We start from the raw sequence: 18,541 nt of genomic DNA, 5'->3' as shown, positions 1-18,541 counted from the left end.
GCGATCAGCGTCCTCAACGCTCGTGGAATGATGCCGCCATGGCGGAGTAGATCGGCTTCAAAAGGTACTGCAGCACGGTCTTGTTGCCGGTCGTGATGTCGGCCTGAACCGTCATGCCGGGCACGAGTTGTGCCTTTCCGGGATCGCGGCCCACATGCTGCTGCTTGAGCGCGACACGCACGCGGTAATGCGGCTGCCGCTGCTCGTCGAGGAACGTGCCGGCGGATACGCGCTCTACGATGCCGTCCACGGCACCGTAGCGCGCATAGTCGAAGGCCTGCACCTTGACGTGAACAGGCTGGCCGATCTCGATGAAGCCGATGTCGCGCGGCATGATCCGCACATCCGCAACAAGCGGGGCATCCTGCGGCATCACCTCGGCGATCAATCCACCGGGCGGCAAGACGGCGCCGGGACGGTGAACGGCCAGTCCGCGCAGGACGCCAGAAGCCGGCGCACGCAGCAGCGTCCTTTCCGCACGATCCTCCAGCTTGCGGACCGCTTCCGCCGTCTCGGCCATGTCCAGGGCCACGCGGGCGGCCTCCTGCCTGGCCTCGTCCACGGCAGCCGACTGCATCTCTGAAATGCGGGCCTCGGCTTCGGCGAGGCTGCGCAGAGCCGTGGCATGCTGTCCGTTCAGCCGCTCATGCTCGGCTTTCGAGCTCATCAGCAGACGCTGCGCCTCCAGAACCGCGAGCCGTGTGGTCAATCCGTTGCGGGCAAGCTCCTCACGGATGCCGAGCTCCTTGGCATGCAGCGCCATCTGCTCCTGCACGGCAGAGATCTGTCCGGACAGGGTAACTAATTCGCTGCGCCGCTGCGCCACCTGTTCGTGCAGCACCGCGATCCGATCGCTCAAGGACCGCAGGCGTGCGTCGAGCGCTGCGCGTTGCGGCCCGATGAAGAGACTGGTTGTCAGGGATGGCATAGCGCTGCTCTCCCCGCTCGCATCGGCGACGGCAATGCTCGCAGTTCCTTCGCGACCATGCAGTTCCATGGCCGTGACATTGCCCTCCGCCGCTGCCGTCAGGCGCTGCGACTGCAATTGCAAGGACTCAAGACGAAGCCGGACTTGCGACAGCTCGGCTTGGGCTGCCGCATCGTTCATGCGAAGCAAGGGCTGACCCGCTTCGACCACATCACCTTCGTGAACCAGCACCTCCGTGACGATGCCGCCTTCGAAATGCTGAACCGGGGCCGGGGCAATCGTCGGCGCGAGGTCGCCGACACCGATGGCCACTTCAGGCACATGGGTGAGCGCAGCCCAAGAGAGGGTTGCGGCCACCAGGAGGCCGGTGCCCAGAATGACGGCGCGTTCCAAGCTGTGGATGCGCAGTTCCTCCAGGGCGAGCACATGACTGTCGGGTCGCGGCTGACGGCTGGCGCGGGGCAGCGGTGCCGTCGTGTGCTGATTTGCGGCCATCGGCAGGGTCTCGACCTTGGGGGCGGATGTTGAAGCGGTGCTCATCAACCAACTCTGGAACTGTTAGCGGCAGAAAGATTTGCGAAGGCCGCGTTCGCCAGCGGCACGCCCACTGGCGTGCGTGTCGGACGTGGGTCGGATGGAGCAGGCTGATCCACCTCCTCCACCTGCCCGTCCCGCAGGCGCAGGACACGGTCGGCCATGCGGATGTGGCTCGGCCTGTGCGTTGCCATGAGGATCGTGCAGCGCCCCCGGCGGGAAGCGATCACATCGGTGAAAGCCTTAGCGCAGGCGTCGTCAAGCCCGGCGACAGGCTCGTCCAGAAGCAGGATCGGCGCCTCGCGCAGCAACGCGCTGGCGAGCGCGATCCGCTGCAGAATGCTGCGCGGCAGACGGCCGCTGTGGTTGTCACCGACCCGAGTGTCGAAGCCGCGCGGCAGCGCCTCAATCGCCTCCAGAACGCCGGCCTCCGCGGCTGCGGCGCGCAGTTGCGCATCGGAGGCACTGGGTCGGGCTAGGCGCAGATTCTGGGCGATCGTGCCGTAGAGCAACCCTGGCGATTGCGGCACCCAGCCAATGCTGCGCCGGAGAACGGCCGGATTGAAGGAGCGCACGTCATGCCCGTCGATGCGCACGAGGCCGCCCTGCGGCCGGTACAGGCCTGCGGTCAGCAGCAGCAGGGTCGACTTGCCCGTGCCTTCAGCCCCGGTGACGGCGACCACTTGGCCGGGCTGAATAGCGAAGCTGGCGCCGGCCAGCACGGGCTCGGATTGGGGCAGATAGCGCAGGGTCACGCGGTGGAACACGATGGCCCCGTGCTCCGGCGGCGCCATGCGTGCCTCAAGCGGTGGAGGCCGCTCCGTTTCGAGAGCCATCAATCCGTCCACCTGTCGAATCGAGGCCTGCGTCTGTTCCCAACGGGAGAGCATCACGAAGCATGTCTGCATCGGACCCAGGACCCGCCAGATCAGCATCATGCCGGCAATCAGCGCGCCTGCGGTCATTGCGCCGGACAGCACCGAGAGCACGCCCATAACCACCGCAGCCAGGCCAGATAGTGTGACGAGCGCTTGGCTTGCAGCGAGAACCGAACCCGTCAGGGTGCCGACCCGTGCCGAGGCCACGGCGGCGGCAGCGGCGGCAGCGGCATAGCGGTCGATCCAGCGCTCTTCCGCTCCCCCGAGCTTCAAGGTGCGCACCGTCTCCAACGCCTCGACGGCCAGGGCCTCGCGCGCCTGATTGGCGCGAGCGGCCTGATCGATGGCCAGGCGCATGGGCCCGCGGGATATCCAGAACAGAAGGACGAAGCCGGTGGCGGTGCCTACCGGCACGAGGGCGATCCATCCTCCGAGCACCACCATCAGCAGCACGACGAGGATCGTGAACGGCAAGTCCAGGAGGGCCACCGCAAAACTGCCGGTGAGAAACTCGCGGATTGCCGCAAAGTCGCGCAGGCGGGACACCTGGGATGCGGTGCCGGCTCGCTCCACGAGGGCTGTAGGCAGCGAAAGCAACTGAGTGAAGACGGCGCTCGGAACCAGTCGATCCAGGCGCTCTGCGATGCGCAGCAGAGCGCGCTGGCGGACGATTCGGAAAAGAACCTCCAGCACGACCGCGGCGGCAACGCCGATGATCAGCATGGGCAGCGTTTCCGGGCTGTAGCCGGCCACCACCGTGTCGAAAACCGCCATGGTGAAGATCGGAACCGCAAGCCCGAGCACGGCCATCAACCCGCTGATTGCGAGCAAGGGTGGAAGCGCACCCTGAAACCGCCGCGCGATGCCGCTGAACCAGTTCTGACGGGATGCTCCGATGGTCGCCTCGGCGGCAAGGATCAAGGTGCCGCGCAGCTTCTCCGGTGCACAAGGCTTCACGTCGCCCGTGGCACCGTCGAACACCAGAACCTGCCCGGACTCGTCGCGATAGATGACAGCAGCAGCCTTTCCCGGCGGCAGCAGGATGGCCGGCAGGCACCGCAGGTCGAGACCTCCTCGCTTCAGCCCCTGCATCCTGGTCGGATAACCGAGAACGGCCAGCGTGTTGCGCAGATCGGTGAGATCGATATCGGGCTTCGCGTGCGGGAGTGCCGAGAGCAGATCGTCCGCGCTGCCCGACCAATCCATCAGCCACAGCAGGACCGGCAAGCAGCGGGCCAGATCGGAAGGAGACAGAAGGTCTTCCGACAATTGCACCGGAGCCTGAGGGCAACAATCCTTCACGAGGCTCATGGCACGCGCTCCAGCCTGCCGTCACGGATCGCGAACACCCGATCGGCGATGCCGAGCGTCGAGGGGCGGTGCGTGACGATGATGACCGTGACCTTGCCGCGCAGCCCAGCCAGGAGCTGGGCAAGCCGGGCATCGCTGTCGCCATCGATCTGGGAGGTGATGTCGTCGAGCAGCAGGATGCGCGGCTCCTCGATCAGAGCGCGTACGACACCAATACGTTGGGCCGCACCACGTGGCAGAGGTGTGGCCGAAACGCCGACGGGCGTATGCCAGTCGCCTGGCAATGCGCTGGCCACCTGATCCAGACCCAGCTTAGTCGCCAGGCGCAGAGCCGCCGCCTCCAAGTGCGGCTGATGCATCGTGAGGTTCTGCAGGAGCGTGCCGCGCACCAGGGCCGGATCCGGCGGCACCAGGGCGACCTGCCGCCGCGCCGGCCCGATCTCGACCTGTGCGAGATCCTGCCCGTCGATGGTGACCTGGCCTTCGGTTGGCTGTAGGTCGCCCGCGATCAGCCGCAGCATGGCCGAGCGGCCGGAGCCGTTGGCACCAGTGATGCCAATGATTTCGCCAGGCTTGATGTCCAGGGTCAAACCATCGAACAGCCAATCCTTGTGGGGAGGATTGCGCAGACGAACGCTGTCGAGAACCACGTGGCCGTCCGAAACGTGGAGCGTCGGCCGGTCGAGATGCCGCTCCTGCGGGAGCAGAGCAATTTCCGCAACGCGCCTACGGCTCTCCGCAAGCGACTGGAGCCGGGACCAGAGGGCGACGCCGCCGAGCAGGGGCTGCATCGTGCGACCCACCAGCATGGTGCATGCACCCAGGCCGCCGACACTGAGCTGCCCGTTCAGCACCATGTGGCAGCCGAAGGCCGCCACGCTGATTGTGGCGGCCTGGGCCAGCAGCTGCCCGCCCTCCTGACCTGCGGAGATGGCCTGCGCCAGGGTACGGCGCATCTGCGCGGAACCGCCCTGCAGGCGTTCGTAGCGACGCTCGAGCAAGGGCTCGGCGCCGAGGACTTTCATCGGGTGGATGCAGCTCAGCGTGTCAAACAGAAAGTTGAAGCGGCGTTCCTCGGCGAGCGCGAGGTTCTGCGCCGCGCGGCGCACGCGCCGGCCGGTCAAGGCTGCGAGCAGAGCGACACCAACCAGCAAGGCCAGCGGCACCAGCACGAGCGGGCCGGCGAGGTACCAAATCCCGACGAGATAAAGCAGTGCGAAAGGCAAATCGAGCATGGCCTGCAGGGCCGGACCCGACCACGCTTCACGCAGGGTGCCAATGGCAGAGAGACGCTCCGCGTAGTAGCCGTTGCCGTTGGCTTCCAGGGCCGAGAGAGGAGCATGGAGCAGGCACTCCATGGCTTGACGATGCGCCTGCGCCTCTGAGGTTGCCGCCATTCGGGCCAGAAGCCTGCCACGCACGTGCCGAAGCAGCGCCTCCAGCAGAATGGCCAGAGCCACCGTGATGGCGAGAACGACCAGCGTGCCGGTCGCCTTGTTCGGCAGAATCCGGTCGTAGACCTGCAGCAGGGCAGCGGGCAGCGCCAGGGCCAGCAGGGTGATCAGCAGCGTCGCCTCGAGCACCGGCATGAAAAAGGCGATGCCGAAGCGGCCGATCAGCCCCCGGAAGGGGCGTGTCAACCATGGGCCCGAGGATGCCGCCAAGGCCTCGGATGCGGCAGCAGACCTGTTCATAGCGCGACCTTTGGCCGTTCGGCCGTGGGGGTGCAGAAGCTTGAAATTTTGGGGGAGCATACCGGGCTTCCACCGGTATGGCGGGGCGGCATCATGCCTTTGGACGCGCATCGCTGAGGTGCGCCTACCAACCCGCCATGGATATTGCTTATCGCTTACGTTGAATTTTCAGATTACTGTCGGGCAAGTCAATAAAAACCAGCATTCGCCCTGACTTACCCTTAGGTAAAGTTAACGGTATATGTGCCGCATCATTGAATAGGTTTCATGCAATACTATTAAGGTCATGGTTTGCTCACCACCGGATGTCAGCCTGCTTCTTCAGGAACGGTGTGATCGCGATCCTTGTAGCAAGCTCTCCCGATCTGGAATAATCCTTCTTGAGGCGCAGGCAGGATGAACCTGCTCCCCTTGTGAGGATCTGTCTTGGACTGGGACAAAATCAGATTGTTCTATGAGGTAGTCGCTGCCGGGAACTTTACCCGCGCCGGCGAGAAGCTCGGGGTCAACCAGTCATCGGTGAGCCGCCAGATCAGCGCCCTCGAACACGATTTGAAAGTTCCACTCTTTCATCGCCATCCCCGCGGCCTCATCCTGACCGAGCATGGGGAGGTGCTGTTCCGCGCGGCTCAGGATATCCGCCTGCGCCTAGAGGAGACCCGTCAGCGCCTCACGGAAACCAGTGAGCGGCCGGCCGGTGACCTCAGGGTCACCGCAACGGTCGGAATCGGGGGCATTTGGCTGGCACGACGCATCAAGGAATTTCTCGATCTCTATCCAGATGTGAGGGTTCAATTGATCTTGACGAGCGAAGAGTTGGATCTCGCCATGCGTGAAGCCGACATCGCCATCCGGTTGCGTCGTCCGGCGCAACCGGATCTGATTCAGCGCCGCCTCTTCACGATCCAGTATCACGCCTATGCGGCTCATTCCTATCTTGAGCGCTTCGGAGAGCCGGAACGGATTGAGGATCTCGACAATCACTCCCTCCTTTGCCTGGGAGGCGACCAACCGGCTTTCATTCTGGACCTCCACCGTCTGAGCAATTTGGGGCGCGATCCCAAGGATCCCCGCCCTAGCCGTCTCGTGGTGAATGACAGCCTCGCTCTCCGCAAGGCCATCGAGCATGGAGCCGGCATCGGCATGGCACCGGATTATGCCATGAGCGGAAACCCAAGGGTGAAGCAGGTTCTACGCGACGTGCAGATGCCGGTTCTCGACAGCTACCTGGTTTACCCGGAGGAAATGCGCTCCGTCGCACGGGTTCAGGTCTTTCGCGACTTCCTCGTTGCGAAGGCGCAGCGCTGGGATTTCTAGTTCAGCAACCCTTTCGGGTTACATTCACTAAAGAGACCAGCAAGAGGCGCAACCGGATCGCAATCTCAATTTCTCCACGATTTGAGGGCTATTGATTTCTTTAGAATCCCGTCCTCAAGACTGAAGCGGATCCGCCCTATGCCACGGCCCTTGCTTGCTGTTTTCGTCATGACTCTTGGGCTGCCCTTCCTGATCCTGCTGGCGATCGTCTCTTCTGCCTCAGGCGTGAGCGCGAGCGTCTTCACGAGCGCGCTCGGGCTCGTGGTCATGTCGATTTTCCTGATGTTGGTTGTCTATGAGATCAAGCGGATCGCCGATCTGCCACCGGACTCCCACTAATCATGGGCACTCCTGGTCTACGACTGGGTTAAGTGCTGAACATGCTTGAGATTCCCATCCTTGGCATGGAATCTCAAGCAGCTTGATCAGAAGGCAAATTTTTAGGCTGCGGCCCTGGACCGCTCAGGATGCTCTTCCGCAGTGGCGCGCTGGAGCGCCATCAGAAGAACCCCGATATCGTCGTCAAGGAGATTGATGGCATTGCGGGCATATTCGCGGAACTCTTCCCTAACCAGTTCCGCTTCGCTATCCCAAAAGAAGTCCTCGTGCTCGGCCTCAAAAAATGCACGAGCCACCAGTTCCACCTGATAATCCATGTTTGCCCCACCGCATCATTTAGCTGTTTGTTTTTAAGTTCAGGCCTGGGGCGTCAGTACGCTTTCACTGGGTTCTTTATCCGGCGCACCATCAGGGTGCTGTCAGGCTTAGCGCCGGTGTTGACTGATCCGCAACTCACCACTTGGACTACCCCATAAGAGGTATAACACGCGGGGTTTTCCCCCACGTGCTCAACTCTCTCATAAGGCTATGGTCCTAGAAGTTTTAAGACCTTAAAGTAAGCCCTACTCGCCCGGGACTAGAGAACTGCTCTCCTGCGCGGGGGCGAAGTGACCGGCAGCCCACATAGCCGCTTGGGTCCTGTTCACTGCCTTCACCTTTCGCAAGATCGCCTTGATGTGAACCTTGACGGTCGCTTCCGCCACTCCGAGTTCACGGGCGATCAGCTTGTTCGAGGACCCTTGGGTTAGGCAGCGCAGAATCTGCGCTTCACGCTCCGATAGCTTGTTCAGGAGCAGAGCCGGGTCTTTGGCAGACGTAAAGGAAACTGTTCGGCCCAAACCGCCGGCCTGGTTGCTCTGGATCTGGTCGAGCAGGTCCAAGCCAACCGATCCTGGAATGAAGGTCTCCCCGAGCATCACGAGTTCTAAGGCCTTGACGATGGCATGACGATCCATCGTTGTGGTGCAGAACCCATCCAGACCCTCCTTGCAGATCTGAACGATCTCCTGCGGATCCATATTGTCCGCTAGAGCCACAACTCGTGCATGAGGGTACTGATCCTTCAGGTCTTTGACCGTCTGGGCATAATCTGAAGTGGAGCGCCCATCGCAAATGAGGAAGAGCACCGGCACCCCTTCCGGAAATGTGGATAGCGTCGATAGGTCGCCGGTTTGCTCCGTGATGTCGAAGCGTGTGCCCGAGAGGATGTGACTGATTCCGGTCCGAAGAAGGATGTTCTGGCAGATGAGAACCGTCGTGATGTTCTGGAAAGGATCCTGAGCGATGGGAAGGATTTGCTCTTTGTAGACGACGTTATGGCCCATGCTGGCTCTAGCCCCTCGGAAGTGTTCATCGAATCAGGATCACGGCGCCGCTTATCCGAAATACGCAGAATAAAACCAAAAGGGCGGGAGCCATGTCCAGGAAGCCGATCCGAATGGATCAGGCGTGGCGATAACGATGCCTAGAAGATTTAGTTCCTCTTCCCAAACGTCACCTAAGAGGTAATCCTTCGTGTTACAAAACTTCTGTGACATTTTCTGAACTTGAATGGTATGTTGCGAACTCAAGCTTAGCCTTATCATGTTGGTAAGCTTATCCTGTCCTTAGAATTGGTGCCGAATTAACATAGATTTGATCTTGCTTTGCAAGCGAACGACTGAGCAATTGTGTGATTTGTTCTTCCGGTATGGCCTTCGAGAATAGAAAGCCCTGCATTTCATTACAGCCTGCCGTATCCAGAAAACTTCGTTGTATTTCCGTCTCTACCCCTTCGGCCGTCACGGTAATCGACATGGCATGCCCGAGGGCCACGATTGCTTTGATGACGGTGGCAGCTTTGCCACCCTGCCCCAGGCTTTGGGTAAATGAACGGTCGATCTTGATCTTGTCGACCTCGAAGCGGTGAAGGTAGCCCAGGCTCGAGTAGCCGGTGCCGAAATCATCCAGGGCAATGCGGAAACCCGCTTCCCGCAGTCTCTGGAGTGCATCGTTTGTTCTCCCATCCTCCTCAAGGAGCACCCCTTCCGTGACTTCAAGTTCAATTCGCTGAGGATGCCCACCACATTCCCGGACGATGGCGATAAGGCGGTCGGCGAAGTCACATGACCGGAATTGAACAGGCGAGAGATTGACCGAGACAAAGAGATCGGGCCAGCGTCGCGAGGCTGTACAGGCTTGGCGCAGAATCCATTCTCCAAGCGGAACGATCAGGCCAGTCTGCTCCGCCACAGGAATGAACTGGCTGGGCTGGATGCACCCGCGGGTCGGGTGATGCCAGCGGGCGAGGGCCTCCACGCCGACGACCGAGCCGCCCTGGGAAATCTGTGGTTGATAGGCAACCTCAAGCCCCTCCCCTGTCGCAAGCGCCGCACGGAGATCCTCCTCGATAGCCCTAGAGACGTTGATGGTCTCGTCCATTTCCGGCGTAAAGAGGCGGTAGCAGTTCCGTCCCTCACCCTTGGCACGGTAAAGCGCGATGTCTGCCTTGCGCAGGAGTTCGATACGATCCAACCCTGCCTCAGGAGCCAGCACGAGCCCGATGCTGGCGCCGACGAAGACCTGATTACCGAGAACATCATAGGGCTGTACGGATGCCGCAAGAATACGATCGCACAAGGCCTGCGGCGCATCGGTTCCTGACTTGAAGATTTGTACGATGGCAAATTCGTCCCCGCCCAGTCGGGTAATGGTGACCTCACCATTCACAAGCGTCGACAGACGGATTGCAAACTCCTGAATGAGACTGTCACCTGCATGGTGGCCGAGCGTGTCGTTCACATGCTTGAAGCGATCCAGGTCGATCATCATGACGGCAACCTGCTCGCCATTCTGCATCCGGGCGGTCGCATGGGTGAGCCGGTCTTCGAACATGGCCCGATTGGGCAGGCCTGTCAGCACATCATGGAAAGCAAGATGGTGGGCCTGCGCCTCGCTGGCTTTCAGCTCAAGAACCGTCCTCTCCAGCGCCCTCGTGGACTGCCTCAAACGACGGACCAAAGCACTGAGCAGGAGAAGGATCATGGCAGCAGCAGCGGCCATTATCGGACCGACCGACCTGAGAACACGATCCCCCGGCAGCTCAGGGTTCCAGATGAAGTAGCCGATGAGATGGCCAACATCCGACCTGACCGGCACCGAGACCTCGCCCAGCTGGGGCGTATCGGTGCTGGAGAACCGCAGACCGTCGATCAGGTTCTGCTCGGACAGCTGTGTGATGAAGCTTCCATCGAGGAAGCGGACGCTGAGCAAAAGGAACTCCCTTCCATGAGGATAGGGGACGTCTTCGGACTCAGGGATTATCTTCATGACACTGACGGCGACCGGCCGGCCATTGAGCTCGAGCAGATGAGCATCGTGAACAGCCTGGCCGGTCTTGAGGTAGGATGCAGTCGCAAGGTCCGCGACGTGAGCCCGATGCAGGGAACCTGGAACTCCTCTTACGCCTGCGACGATGTCGCGGACATTCGCTCTCACGCGTTCGTATTCTTCCGTGGGCACGCGGGTGGCACCAACAGTCGCGACGAGCGGCTCGTTGCGATCATCAAGGATATAGATTTCATCCTGTCCGAAGGTCTTGTTGAGCCAGACACCGAAATTGGCATCAACCCATTTGAGATCCAGGGACCGCTTGCTGAGCTCCACCACGGCATCATCCCAAATGGCGACCATTTCCTGCTGCTGAGCGAGTTCCTGAACTGCGGCCCGTATGCTGGCCTCCGTCGTCCGGAGCTGACGTTCGGCGGAGATGTCATTGCTCCTGTCCACAGCCCAAAGAATCGCCCCCGCCCCCATCGCCAGGGTCGTGAAGGCAACCAGGACAACAGGCAGCAGAACGCCGCGAATAAAGGGCCGTTCTGCGCGGTCGAATGACAGAAAATGACTCAACATGGCCGCACCGGAACGCCTCCGAACCTCGACCGAACGGCGGTATGCCGAACGAACGACCTCGGGCAAATGGATTTTGGGAACGAACCTGCCGGACTCTCACCGGCCTGACAGGGGGGCATCATGCCTTTGAGCGGCGCATGGACTCGGGCGCGAACTCAACCTGCCACAGGTGCTGTTTCAACGATGATAGTTCCTACGAACAGCATCAAAAATCAACGAAAGAATTCATCTGGCCATGTGCTTTGGGGTTTAAAGTTAACGGTTCTCTTCGAAGATTTGCTTCCGCAAAGGAAGACTGAACTTGTAGGCGATATCCTCTTCGAGCGGGAAAGTGAATTCTTGATAATCCGGTCGGTTCTTTGACCTGATAGCTCATTCCGGCTGCGCATGATCTTCCAAGGCTTGAATCAGCTCCAAACACTTCTCGGCCACGATGGCCGAGACCTTGGGGTCCCCATGGTGGTGGCGCATCGCGACCGCATTGGCCTGCTCGAACAGATCCGTGAGGTTGCCGGAGATGAAAGGGCGGGAGCTCGGAAAATCGAAGCTTCTGCTCTCGGAGCGGGCTTTGGATCTTGAAGGGCGCTTGGGTTCGAAAAGGCCCAGCACCTCGCACCTGTCCGCAATCTTCTTGAGATCCTTGAAGGCGATGATCTCGGCCATGTCCAAACTCCTACGCAACGAACTTGCCCGTGCTGTTAACGCTTTTCCCGCACAAAGGTCATGCGTCGTCACCTAAAATTATAAGGTTAAAGGCAGCCATTCCACTTTATCGTCATAGGCGTCAGACGCCTTACCCAACTCTTCCGGGGTAGAAAACGGGGTTGCCGTTCTGAAATGCTCCATAATTCTGCGGCAAGGCCTCCGGCACGCCCACCGGATCAGCGCTCCCAGGAATGTCGTGGCCCTGCGGGCTGCCTTGCCCCATCGATGCTCAATGCACCCGGACCAGTGAATACGAGCACGAGAAACACGAAGCAGAACAGGATGGACGCATCCCCACCGTTCAGAACCGGGTAGAGACTTTGCGGGGCATGAAACATCCAGTAGGCGACAGCCATCTCGCCGGCGAGCAGGAAGGCGACAGGCCTGGTGAACAATCCCACCAGGATCAAAAGGCCGCCGAGGAATTCGAGGATGGCTCCGATCCCGAAGAGCGACAGGAGCGGCGGCGTACCGCCTTCGGGAGGCGCCGGAAAGCCGAACAGTTTCTGCGTTCCATGTTCCATGAAGAGCAGTGCCGGGACGATCCTTAGGACGGCCAAGGCGTAAGGCGACCAGCGATCGAGAGTGGACGACATCTGCGAGGTTTCCTTCTGAGCACCGCCAGCCACGACGGGTCGAAACATCATGCCGCCCATATAAAGCACGAGGCCGGAAGGAGAAGCCCGTTCGGGTGGCGCTCTGCTCCGGGTCTTGCGTTAAGGCAAAGGCAAGAGTTTCACATGGAACTCACGTTAAATTGACGACCACCGACCGCTTCTCATAGGCACTAAACCTTGTCTGGCTGAGGTTTCCTGTCAGCTTCTTGCATCTGGCAAACGGAGGCGGGGATGAATCGAAGGCTTCTTGGGGCTCTCGCGGCTGTCATGTCGGGCCTGTGGCTGTGCACATCTAACGCCCAGGCAGAGACCGAGGTCGATGTCGCGCTGGTGCTGGCTGTGGATGTGTCGCGCTCCATGGATCCCGATGAGCAGGAACTCCAACGCCAGGGCTTCATGGAGGCCTTTCGCTCGCCGCAGGTGCATGAGGCCGTTCGTAACGGCATGTTGGGGCGTATCATCGTCACCTATGTGGAATGGTCGGGCGTGGAATATCAGAACGTCATCGTGCCTTGGACGATCATCGAGGGTCCCGAGGGGGCGCTGAAATTCGCCGATGGCCTGAGCAGCAACCCGATCGGCCGCATCCGGAGAACCTCGATCTCCGGCGCCATCGATTTCGGCGTGAAGCTTCTGGAGCAGACCGACGTCGAGCCCATCCGCAAGGTCATCGACATCTCCGGGGATGGTCCCAACAGCAGCGGTCGAGGCGTCGTCGCGGCACGGGATGAGGCCGTTGCCAAGGGCATCACCATCAACGGGCTGCCGATCATGCTCAAGCGGCCGAGCGGCTTCGGCGACATGGAGCATCTCGACCTCTACTATAAGAACTGCGTCATCGGCGGCGAGGGCTCGTTCATCGTGCCGGTGCGGGAGAGCCGGCAGTTTGCCGATGCGATCCGCACAAAGATCATCCGCGAGATTGCGGCACTGCCGGCCCGGCCAATGATTCAAAGGGTTCAGGCCGAGCCGTCGGTGAGCTGTGCCGAGGGCGAGCAGCGCATGTATCGCTGGGACCGCAACTGAGGCGGTCCCGCGGCTTTCATCGGTATCACTCCAGGGTGATGTTGGCCGTCCGGATCACCTTCTCCCACTTGGCGCCTTCCTCCTGCATGTAGGAGGCCATTTCGGACGGCGAGCTCTGGAGAACGTCGATCCCGGCGCCGGTCAGCTTGTCGCGAATGTCCTGCCTCGCGACGATCTGCCGGTACGTGTCGTTGAGCTTGGCGACGATCTCGGGCGACAGGCGTGCCGGGCCGACGAAGCCCTGCCAGGCCCAGGCCTCGAAGCCGGAAAAATCGGCCGCCACCGGAGGCACCCCCGGCAGGCCAGCGAACTCCTTCGGAGAAGCTACCGCGATGGCCTTGATGGGGCCTGAAAGCTGCGAGCGGGCAGTTGCGAAATCGATGAACATCATGTCCACCTGCCCTGCTACCAGATCCTGCACGGCGGGAGCGGCACCCCGATAGGGCACATGGGTGAGCTTGATGCCCGCGCCTTGCGAGAGAAGTTCCGTCGCCAGATGGAACGGGCTGCCCAGGCCCGGTGTCGCATAGTTGATCCGTCCGGGCGTTTTCTTCGCCTCGGCGATCAACTCCTGGACAGAGTTCACCGGCAGCTTGTTCGTGTTGACGAGCAGCACGAGCGCGAAGCGGCCCGTCAGGGAAATCGGGCTGAAGTCCTTGTATGGATCGAAGGAAAGCTTTCGATAAAGGGAGCGGTTCGTCGCGAAGGTCGCCGAATCCCCTAAGAGCAGCGTGTACCCATCAGGCTCCGCACGGGCGACGGCCTCTGCCCCGATGTTGGTGCCGGCCCCCGGCTTGTTCTCGACGACGAATTGCTGCCCCAGCTGTTCTCCCATGGCGCCGAAGACGAGCCGCGCGAAGAAGTCAGTTCCGCCGCCGGCCGCATAGGGGACGGTGACCCGGACCGGCCTCGTCGGATAATCGGCCTGGGCGAAAGCCCGCAGCGGCGAGAGGGCCGAGGCTGCGGAAGCGGCGGCCATCGTCACGAGGAGGCTGCGGCGGGTCTTGTTCATGGCGTTCTCCCGGATTGTCTTTGAATTCGATGCATGGCTGGACATAGGGAGAGCGCTTGCGGCGACCAGAGCCACGTCAGGCGAGGGGCGGCACAAGCTCCTTGCGGCCGCGATATTATTTGCCGCTACGCCTGAACATGCGGAGATTCCCGGCATTCCTTCGTGACGAGCCGTGCATTCACAGAGCGGGAGATGGGCTATGGGTGTGAAGAAGGAAGAGGACGACTTGGTCGATGCCGGTTCGGAATACTCCTTCCCGGCCAGCGATCCACCGTCCTATATGGGCGGGTCGGCGGTTGCCGGTCCGCCTCCGCATGAGGAGCAGGCGCGGGAGCCCGTCACTCACGCCGTGTCAAATCCCGACGAGGTGAAGCCGGCGGGAGACGCTCCGCAAGGAACCGATCCGGCACAGGCGGGCGACGCAGCGAAGAAGCACTCCGGCGGGAATAATCCTTAGCCGAAAGTCAGCTGGCAGCCTGCGCTTCGATGGCATGGCTCTTCTGGACATCCAGCACTTCGGCAGGACGACGCCTTGCCAAGTCGAACGCGTCGCCGGAACTCAGCACATGCATGCGGATGTCGTACATGGATAGAGAACGTTCCGGTTCGGCCTCGGCGATGTTGGAATGGGTGACTCCGGCCCCATCGACCACATAGACGCAGCCGCTGCCGATCACCACGAAGCGCCCATCTTCGAGAACCAGCGCCGTGTCCTCGTCAATGCCGATCCCGAGCTCGCGCGGGTTATGCGCCACGGCGCCGAACAGGCGTCCGAACCGCCCGCGCTCCGCGAAATGCTGGTCGATGATCACATTGCGCACGAGGCCAAGGCCTGGCGCCATGTGAAGATCCCCGATCTTGTAGGATTCCCCGCTCGTTCCTTTCACCAGCATGGTCTCGCTCATCACCGACGCGCCGGCAGACGTTCCTGCCAGCAGCCCGCCACGATCATGGATCTCGCGCACCCGCTGCTCGATGGGTGTGTCGCCGATCTGGCTTGAGATGCGCAGCTGGTCGCCACCTGAGAAGAACACGCCGGCGGCTCCATCGAGGAGCCGCAGCTTCTCAGGGTCGAGGGTCTCGGCGCGATCCTTCACATAGATCTCCACGAGATCCGTCACACCAAGGTCGGCAAAGGCTCTCTGGTAAGCCTCGAAATAACCTTCAGGCTCGTGGGAAGCGACGGTTGCGAGGACGAGCTTGCCGCCATCCAGATGCCTGGCGACCTCACGCAGGATGGTGCGCTCACCTTCCTTGTCCTCACCACCGCCGATGATGATGAGCGGCCCCGTCGACTTCTTCCTCGCACGATCCTGCATGATCCCGACCCGCTCCCTTTCAGCAGCAACCCGCCCCAGACAAGGGACGGGCAGCATTGAAGTTCCTCTAGTACCGCTCAAGCGGTGCGGCGCCATCCCTCGGCCGGCTCCTCGGCCCGGTCGACCTCCACATCGAAGAACGTGGAGGGAGTGGCCCGGAAGTCGAGCACCTGCTGCCACATGGCCTCCACATCGGTGGGTGTGAGCACCACGAGGTCGCCCGGCTGCGCGCGGCTAAGGCACACGTCTGCAGCCTCGTCCTCGTCCAGAATGCGCGTGATTCTCTCCTCCGGGAAACCAGTTGCCAGCGCGCCTTCGGCGAGCAAGGCGACGATCTCACCGGGCTTGCGTCCCCGACGGGCGGGATCCTCCCGGAAGATGATCTCATCGAAGTAGCGCGTGGCCAGAGCCCCCATTTCCCGCATGTCGTCGTCGCGACGATCGCCCGGGATATTGATCATCCCGATGATGCGTCGATGGCGAGGGCGCATCTTGAGGATGAGATCGCCCAGGGCCTGAAGGCCCGCCGGATTATGGGCATAATCCAGGATGACCCTGAAGCCATGGCCGTCGAAAACGTTGAGGCGTCCGGGGCTCTGCTCGAAGGACGTGGTGAAGGTCGACAGGGCATTACGAATGACGTTGACCGCCACGCCCTGGGCATAGGCCATGGCGACTGCCCCCAGAGCGTTCTGCACGTTGAACTCGGCCAACCCGTCGAGGGTTGCGGGGATCTCGGCAGCGCGCATCAGGTGAATGCTGTCGCCGTCATCGTGGATTACGATCTCGCCGCCGTCGAGAGCACCCGGTTCGCGCACCACCGCGAAGCCGCCATCCTCGATATGCTCGCGCAGGAAGTCCGGCATGTCGGCTCCGCCCCGAAGGGAAAAATAGCAGATGCGTCCGCCGGCGCGGCGGCGCATGCTTACACACATCGGATCGTCGGCGTTGAGAATGCTGGTGCCGTTGCGATGCACGGCCTCCACGACAACCGACTTGACCCAGGCCAGATCCTCGATGGTTTCGATGCCTTTGAGCCCGAGATGGTCCGGCTGGATGTTGGTGACGAGACCGACATCGCATTCCGAGAAACCCATTCCCTCGCGAAGGATGCCGCCGCGGGCAGTTTCGAGAACGGCCACGTCTACCGTGGGTTCCTTCAGCACCACACGGGCGCTCCAGGGACCGGAGGCATCCGCCTCCACCACCCGGCGGCCATTCATGTAGATGCCGGTCGTCGAGGTCAGGCCGACGCAGAGCCCGTTGGCACGCAGGATATGACCGACCATGCGTGATGTGGTGGATTTGCCGTTGGTGCCTGTAATGGCGAGGACTGGAATGCGGGTCGGCGTGCCGCGTGGGAACAGCATGTCCATGACGGGTCGCGCCACGTTGCGGGCCCGGCCTTCTGAGGGCTGGAGGTGCATGCGGAAGCCCGGTGCGGCATTGACCTCGATGATGCCGCCCCCGGTTTCATGAACCGAGCGGGTGATGTCCGGTGCGATGAAGTCGATGCCGGCCACGTCAAGACCGATGGTGCGTGCAGCCCGCCGGGCGATCATGGCATTGTCGGGGTGGATGTCGTCAGTACGGTCGATGGCGGTGCCGCCGGTCGAGAGATTGGCCGTATCGCACAGATACACCACCTGCCCGAGATCCGGAACACTCTCCGGGCTCAGGCCGGACTTCGCCAGCACGGCGCGTGCGTGATCGCCGATGGTGATCCGGGTCATGACGTTTTCATGGCCATCGCCGCGGCGCGGATCCTTGTTCACCTCCTCGACCAGGGCCGAGATGCTGCGCTCACCGTCGCCGATGACATGGGCCGGCAGGCGCTCCGCCACCGCCACGACTTCTCCGTTGACCACCAAGATGCGGTGGTCGCGTCCTTTGAAGCAGTTTTCGACGATAACGCGCCGGCTGTGGCTCACAGCCTCTCCGAAGGCACGGGTGACTTCTTCCGGCGTGGAGAGGTCGATGCTGACGCCGCGTCCATGGTTGCCGTCGAGGGGCTTGACCACGACCGGATAGCCGATCCGCTCGGCTGCGCGCACGGCGTCCTCGCCGTTGCGGACGACCTCGCCTCGGGGAACCGGCAGGCCGGCATGCGCGAGAAGGGTTTTCGTCAGATCCTTGTCGCCGGCCGCATCCGTTGCGATCGACGAGGTCATACTGGTGATGCTGGCGCGGATGCGCTTCTGGTAGCGTCCGGTGCCGAGCTGCACGAGGCTCTGATCGTCGAGGCGCAGGACCGGGATGCCGCGCCGCTCGGCCTCCTGCACGAGGGACATGGTCGTTGGGCCGAGCGCCGTGCGGCGATGCACGTAGCGGAGCGCTTTGAGAGCCGTCCTCAGGTCGAATGCCCCCCGGAAGGCGGGCTCATCCTCGTCCTTGTAGATGCGGTCGAGACCTGTGATGCCCTGGAGCTCCGGGGGCAGCAGGGAATCCACGAGCTGGAGAGCCAACCGCCCGGCCACGAGGCCCACATTGTCATCCCGGTAGGCATACATCACATTGTAGACTCCGAACTCTCCCTTGACGGAGCGAGTCTTGCCTCGGGTCACGCGCGAGCCGATGAGCGTCTGAAGCTCAAGGGCAATGTGCTCGGCCACATGGCCGAGCCAAGTCCCCTCTTCGAGACGCCGTACGAAGCCGCCGCGCTCGTGAAAGCTGCAGCCATGCTCGTGCAAACCCGGCAAAAGGGCCAGAAGGCGCTCGGTGAAACCGGGCAGGCGGTGGGACGGCCACTCCTCCAATGTGCCGAGATCGAGCTTGATCCGGATCATCGGTGTGAGGCTGTAGAGATGCGGCCCGCGATACACCCCGCGCTCGATCACGCGCATAGGGCTCGTCGTCGCCTCTTGCCCCCCCAGGGCGTCAGCTTTGTTCGATGGATGGGGCAGCAGGTTCACAGCCTCTCCAGAGCCGACCCCCGCTTGACAATCATCGCCCATTCTCAGGAACTCCTCA

General features: G+C 61.9%; 15 protein-coding genes. 4 read left to right on the top strand and 11 right to left on the bottom strand.

What is annotated here, in order from left to right:
* Positions 1 to 13: 13 nt before the first annotated feature.
* Genes VB618_RS08200 through VB618_RS08190 form a run of 3 tightly spaced genes read right to left on the bottom strand, consistent with a single transcriptional unit; the run spans position 14 to position 5,291 of the window.
* Entirely contained in the window at positions 14 to 1,468 is a 1,455-nt protein-coding gene (locus VB618_RS08200; protein WP_329796110.1) for an HlyD family type I secretion periplasmic adaptor subunit, read from the bottom strand.
* Positions 1,468 to 3,651, bottom strand: a complete 2,184-nt coding sequence (locus VB618_RS08195; RefSeq protein WP_329796109.1) for a peptidase domain-containing ABC transporter — start codon at positions 3,649 to 3,651, stop codon at positions 1,468 to 1,470. The genes VB618_RS08200 and VB618_RS08195 overlap by 1 nt, the downstream gene beginning before the upstream one ends.
* Entirely contained in the window at positions 3,648 to 5,291 is a 1,644-nt protein-coding gene (locus tag VB618_RS08190; RefSeq protein WP_329796108.1) for a peptidase domain-containing ABC transporter, read from the bottom strand. Before VB618_RS08190 ends, VB618_RS08195 begins: the two co-directional genes overlap by 4 nt.
* Positions 5,292 to 5,771: 480 nt before the next feature.
* Between VB618_RS08190 and VB618_RS08185 the strand changes: the two genes are divergently transcribed.
* Both VB618_RS08185 and VB618_RS08180 read left to right on the top strand, forming a co-directional pair.
* The gene (locus VB618_RS08185) at positions 5,772 to 6,662 is read left to right on the top strand and encodes a LysR family transcriptional regulator (RefSeq protein ID WP_329796107.1); all 891 of its coding nucleotides are present in this window, start codon (positions 5,772 to 5,774) and stop codon (positions 6,660 to 6,662) included.
* 138 nt (positions 6,663 to 6,800) lie between these two features.
* Positions 6,801 to 7,001, top strand: coding sequence for a hypothetical protein (locus VB618_RS08180; protein WP_329796106.1), 201 nt, complete (start codon positions 6,801 to 6,803; stop codon positions 6,999 to 7,001).
* Positions 7,002 to 7,102: 101 nt separating this feature from the next.
* Here the strand turns inward: VB618_RS08180 and VB618_RS08175 are convergent, their stop codons facing one another.
* The 5 genes from VB618_RS08175 to VB618_RS08155 all read right to left on the bottom strand — a co-directional run bounded on the left by VB618_RS08175 (position 7,103) and on the right by VB618_RS08155 (position 12,193).
* A complete protein-coding gene (locus tag VB618_RS08175; RefSeq protein WP_329796105.1) occupies positions 7,103 to 7,318 on the bottom strand; it encodes a hypothetical protein in 216 nt (71 codons plus the stop codon).
* A gap of 246 nt (positions 7,319 to 7,564) precedes the next feature.
* Complete coding sequence (locus tag VB618_RS08170; protein ID WP_329796104.1) at positions 7,565 to 8,326, bottom strand: response regulator transcription factor; 762 nt, start codon at positions 8,324 to 8,326, stop codon at positions 7,565 to 7,567.
* A 271-nt stretch (positions 8,327 to 8,597) separates the two neighbouring features.
* Complete coding sequence (locus VB618_RS08165) at positions 8,598 to 10,892, bottom strand: putative bifunctional diguanylate cyclase/phosphodiesterase (protein WP_329796103.1); 2,295 nt, start codon at positions 10,890 to 10,892, stop codon at positions 8,598 to 8,600.
* A gap of 372 nt (positions 10,893 to 11,264) precedes the next feature.
* Positions 11,265 to 11,555: a hypothetical protein gene (locus VB618_RS08160; RefSeq protein WP_329796102.1), complete on the bottom strand. Its 291-nt coding sequence runs from the start codon at positions 11,553 to 11,555 to the stop codon at positions 11,265 to 11,267.
* Between the two features lie 218 nt (positions 11,556 to 11,773).
* A complete protein-coding gene (locus VB618_RS08155; RefSeq protein ID WP_329796161.1) occupies positions 11,774 to 12,193 on the bottom strand; it encodes a DoxX family protein in 420 nt (139 codons plus the stop codon).
* A gap of 252 nt (positions 12,194 to 12,445) precedes the next feature.
* Between VB618_RS08155 and VB618_RS08150 the strand changes: the two genes are divergently transcribed.
* Positions 12,446 to 13,240, top strand: a complete 795-nt coding sequence (locus tag VB618_RS08150) for a DUF1194 domain-containing protein (protein ID WP_329796101.1) — start codon at positions 12,446 to 12,448, stop codon at positions 13,238 to 13,240.
* A gap of 25 nt (positions 13,241 to 13,265) precedes the next feature.
* Here the strand turns inward: VB618_RS08150 and VB618_RS08145 are convergent, their stop codons facing one another.
* Complete coding sequence (locus VB618_RS08145; RefSeq protein WP_329796100.1) at positions 13,266 to 14,252, bottom strand: Bug family tripartite tricarboxylate transporter substrate binding protein; 987 nt, start codon at positions 14,250 to 14,252, stop codon at positions 13,266 to 13,268.
* Positions 14,253 to 14,451: 199 nt separating this feature from the next.
* On the opposite strand from VB618_RS08145, the gene VB618_RS08140 reads away from it, so the two are divergent.
* A complete protein-coding gene (locus VB618_RS08140) occupies positions 14,452 to 14,709 on the top strand; it encodes a hypothetical protein (protein WP_329796099.1) in 258 nt (85 codons plus the stop codon).
* A 7-nt stretch (positions 14,710 to 14,716) separates the two neighbouring features.
* On the opposite strand, the gene VB618_RS08135 is transcribed toward VB618_RS08140, so the two are convergent.
* A complete protein-coding gene (locus tag VB618_RS08135) occupies positions 14,717 to 15,571 on the bottom strand; it encodes a cyanophycinase (RefSeq protein WP_329796098.1) in 855 nt (284 codons plus the stop codon).
* A gap of 77 nt (positions 15,572 to 15,648) precedes the next feature.
* Entirely contained in the window at positions 15,649 to 18,525 is a 2,877-nt protein-coding gene (gene cphA, locus VB618_RS08130) for a cyanophycin synthetase (RefSeq protein WP_329796097.1), read from the bottom strand.
* Positions 18,526 to 18,541: the final 16 nt, after the last annotated feature.

The sequence above is a fragment of the Microvirga sp. CF3062 genome (genome assembly GCF_036314045.1).
In the GTDB taxonomy this organism is placed as follows: domain Bacteria; phylum Pseudomonadota; class Alphaproteobacteria; order Rhizobiales; family Beijerinckiaceae; genus Microvirga.
Note: the sequence above shows the minus strand (reverse complement) of the source record. Positions and strands in the feature narration are given on the sequence as shown.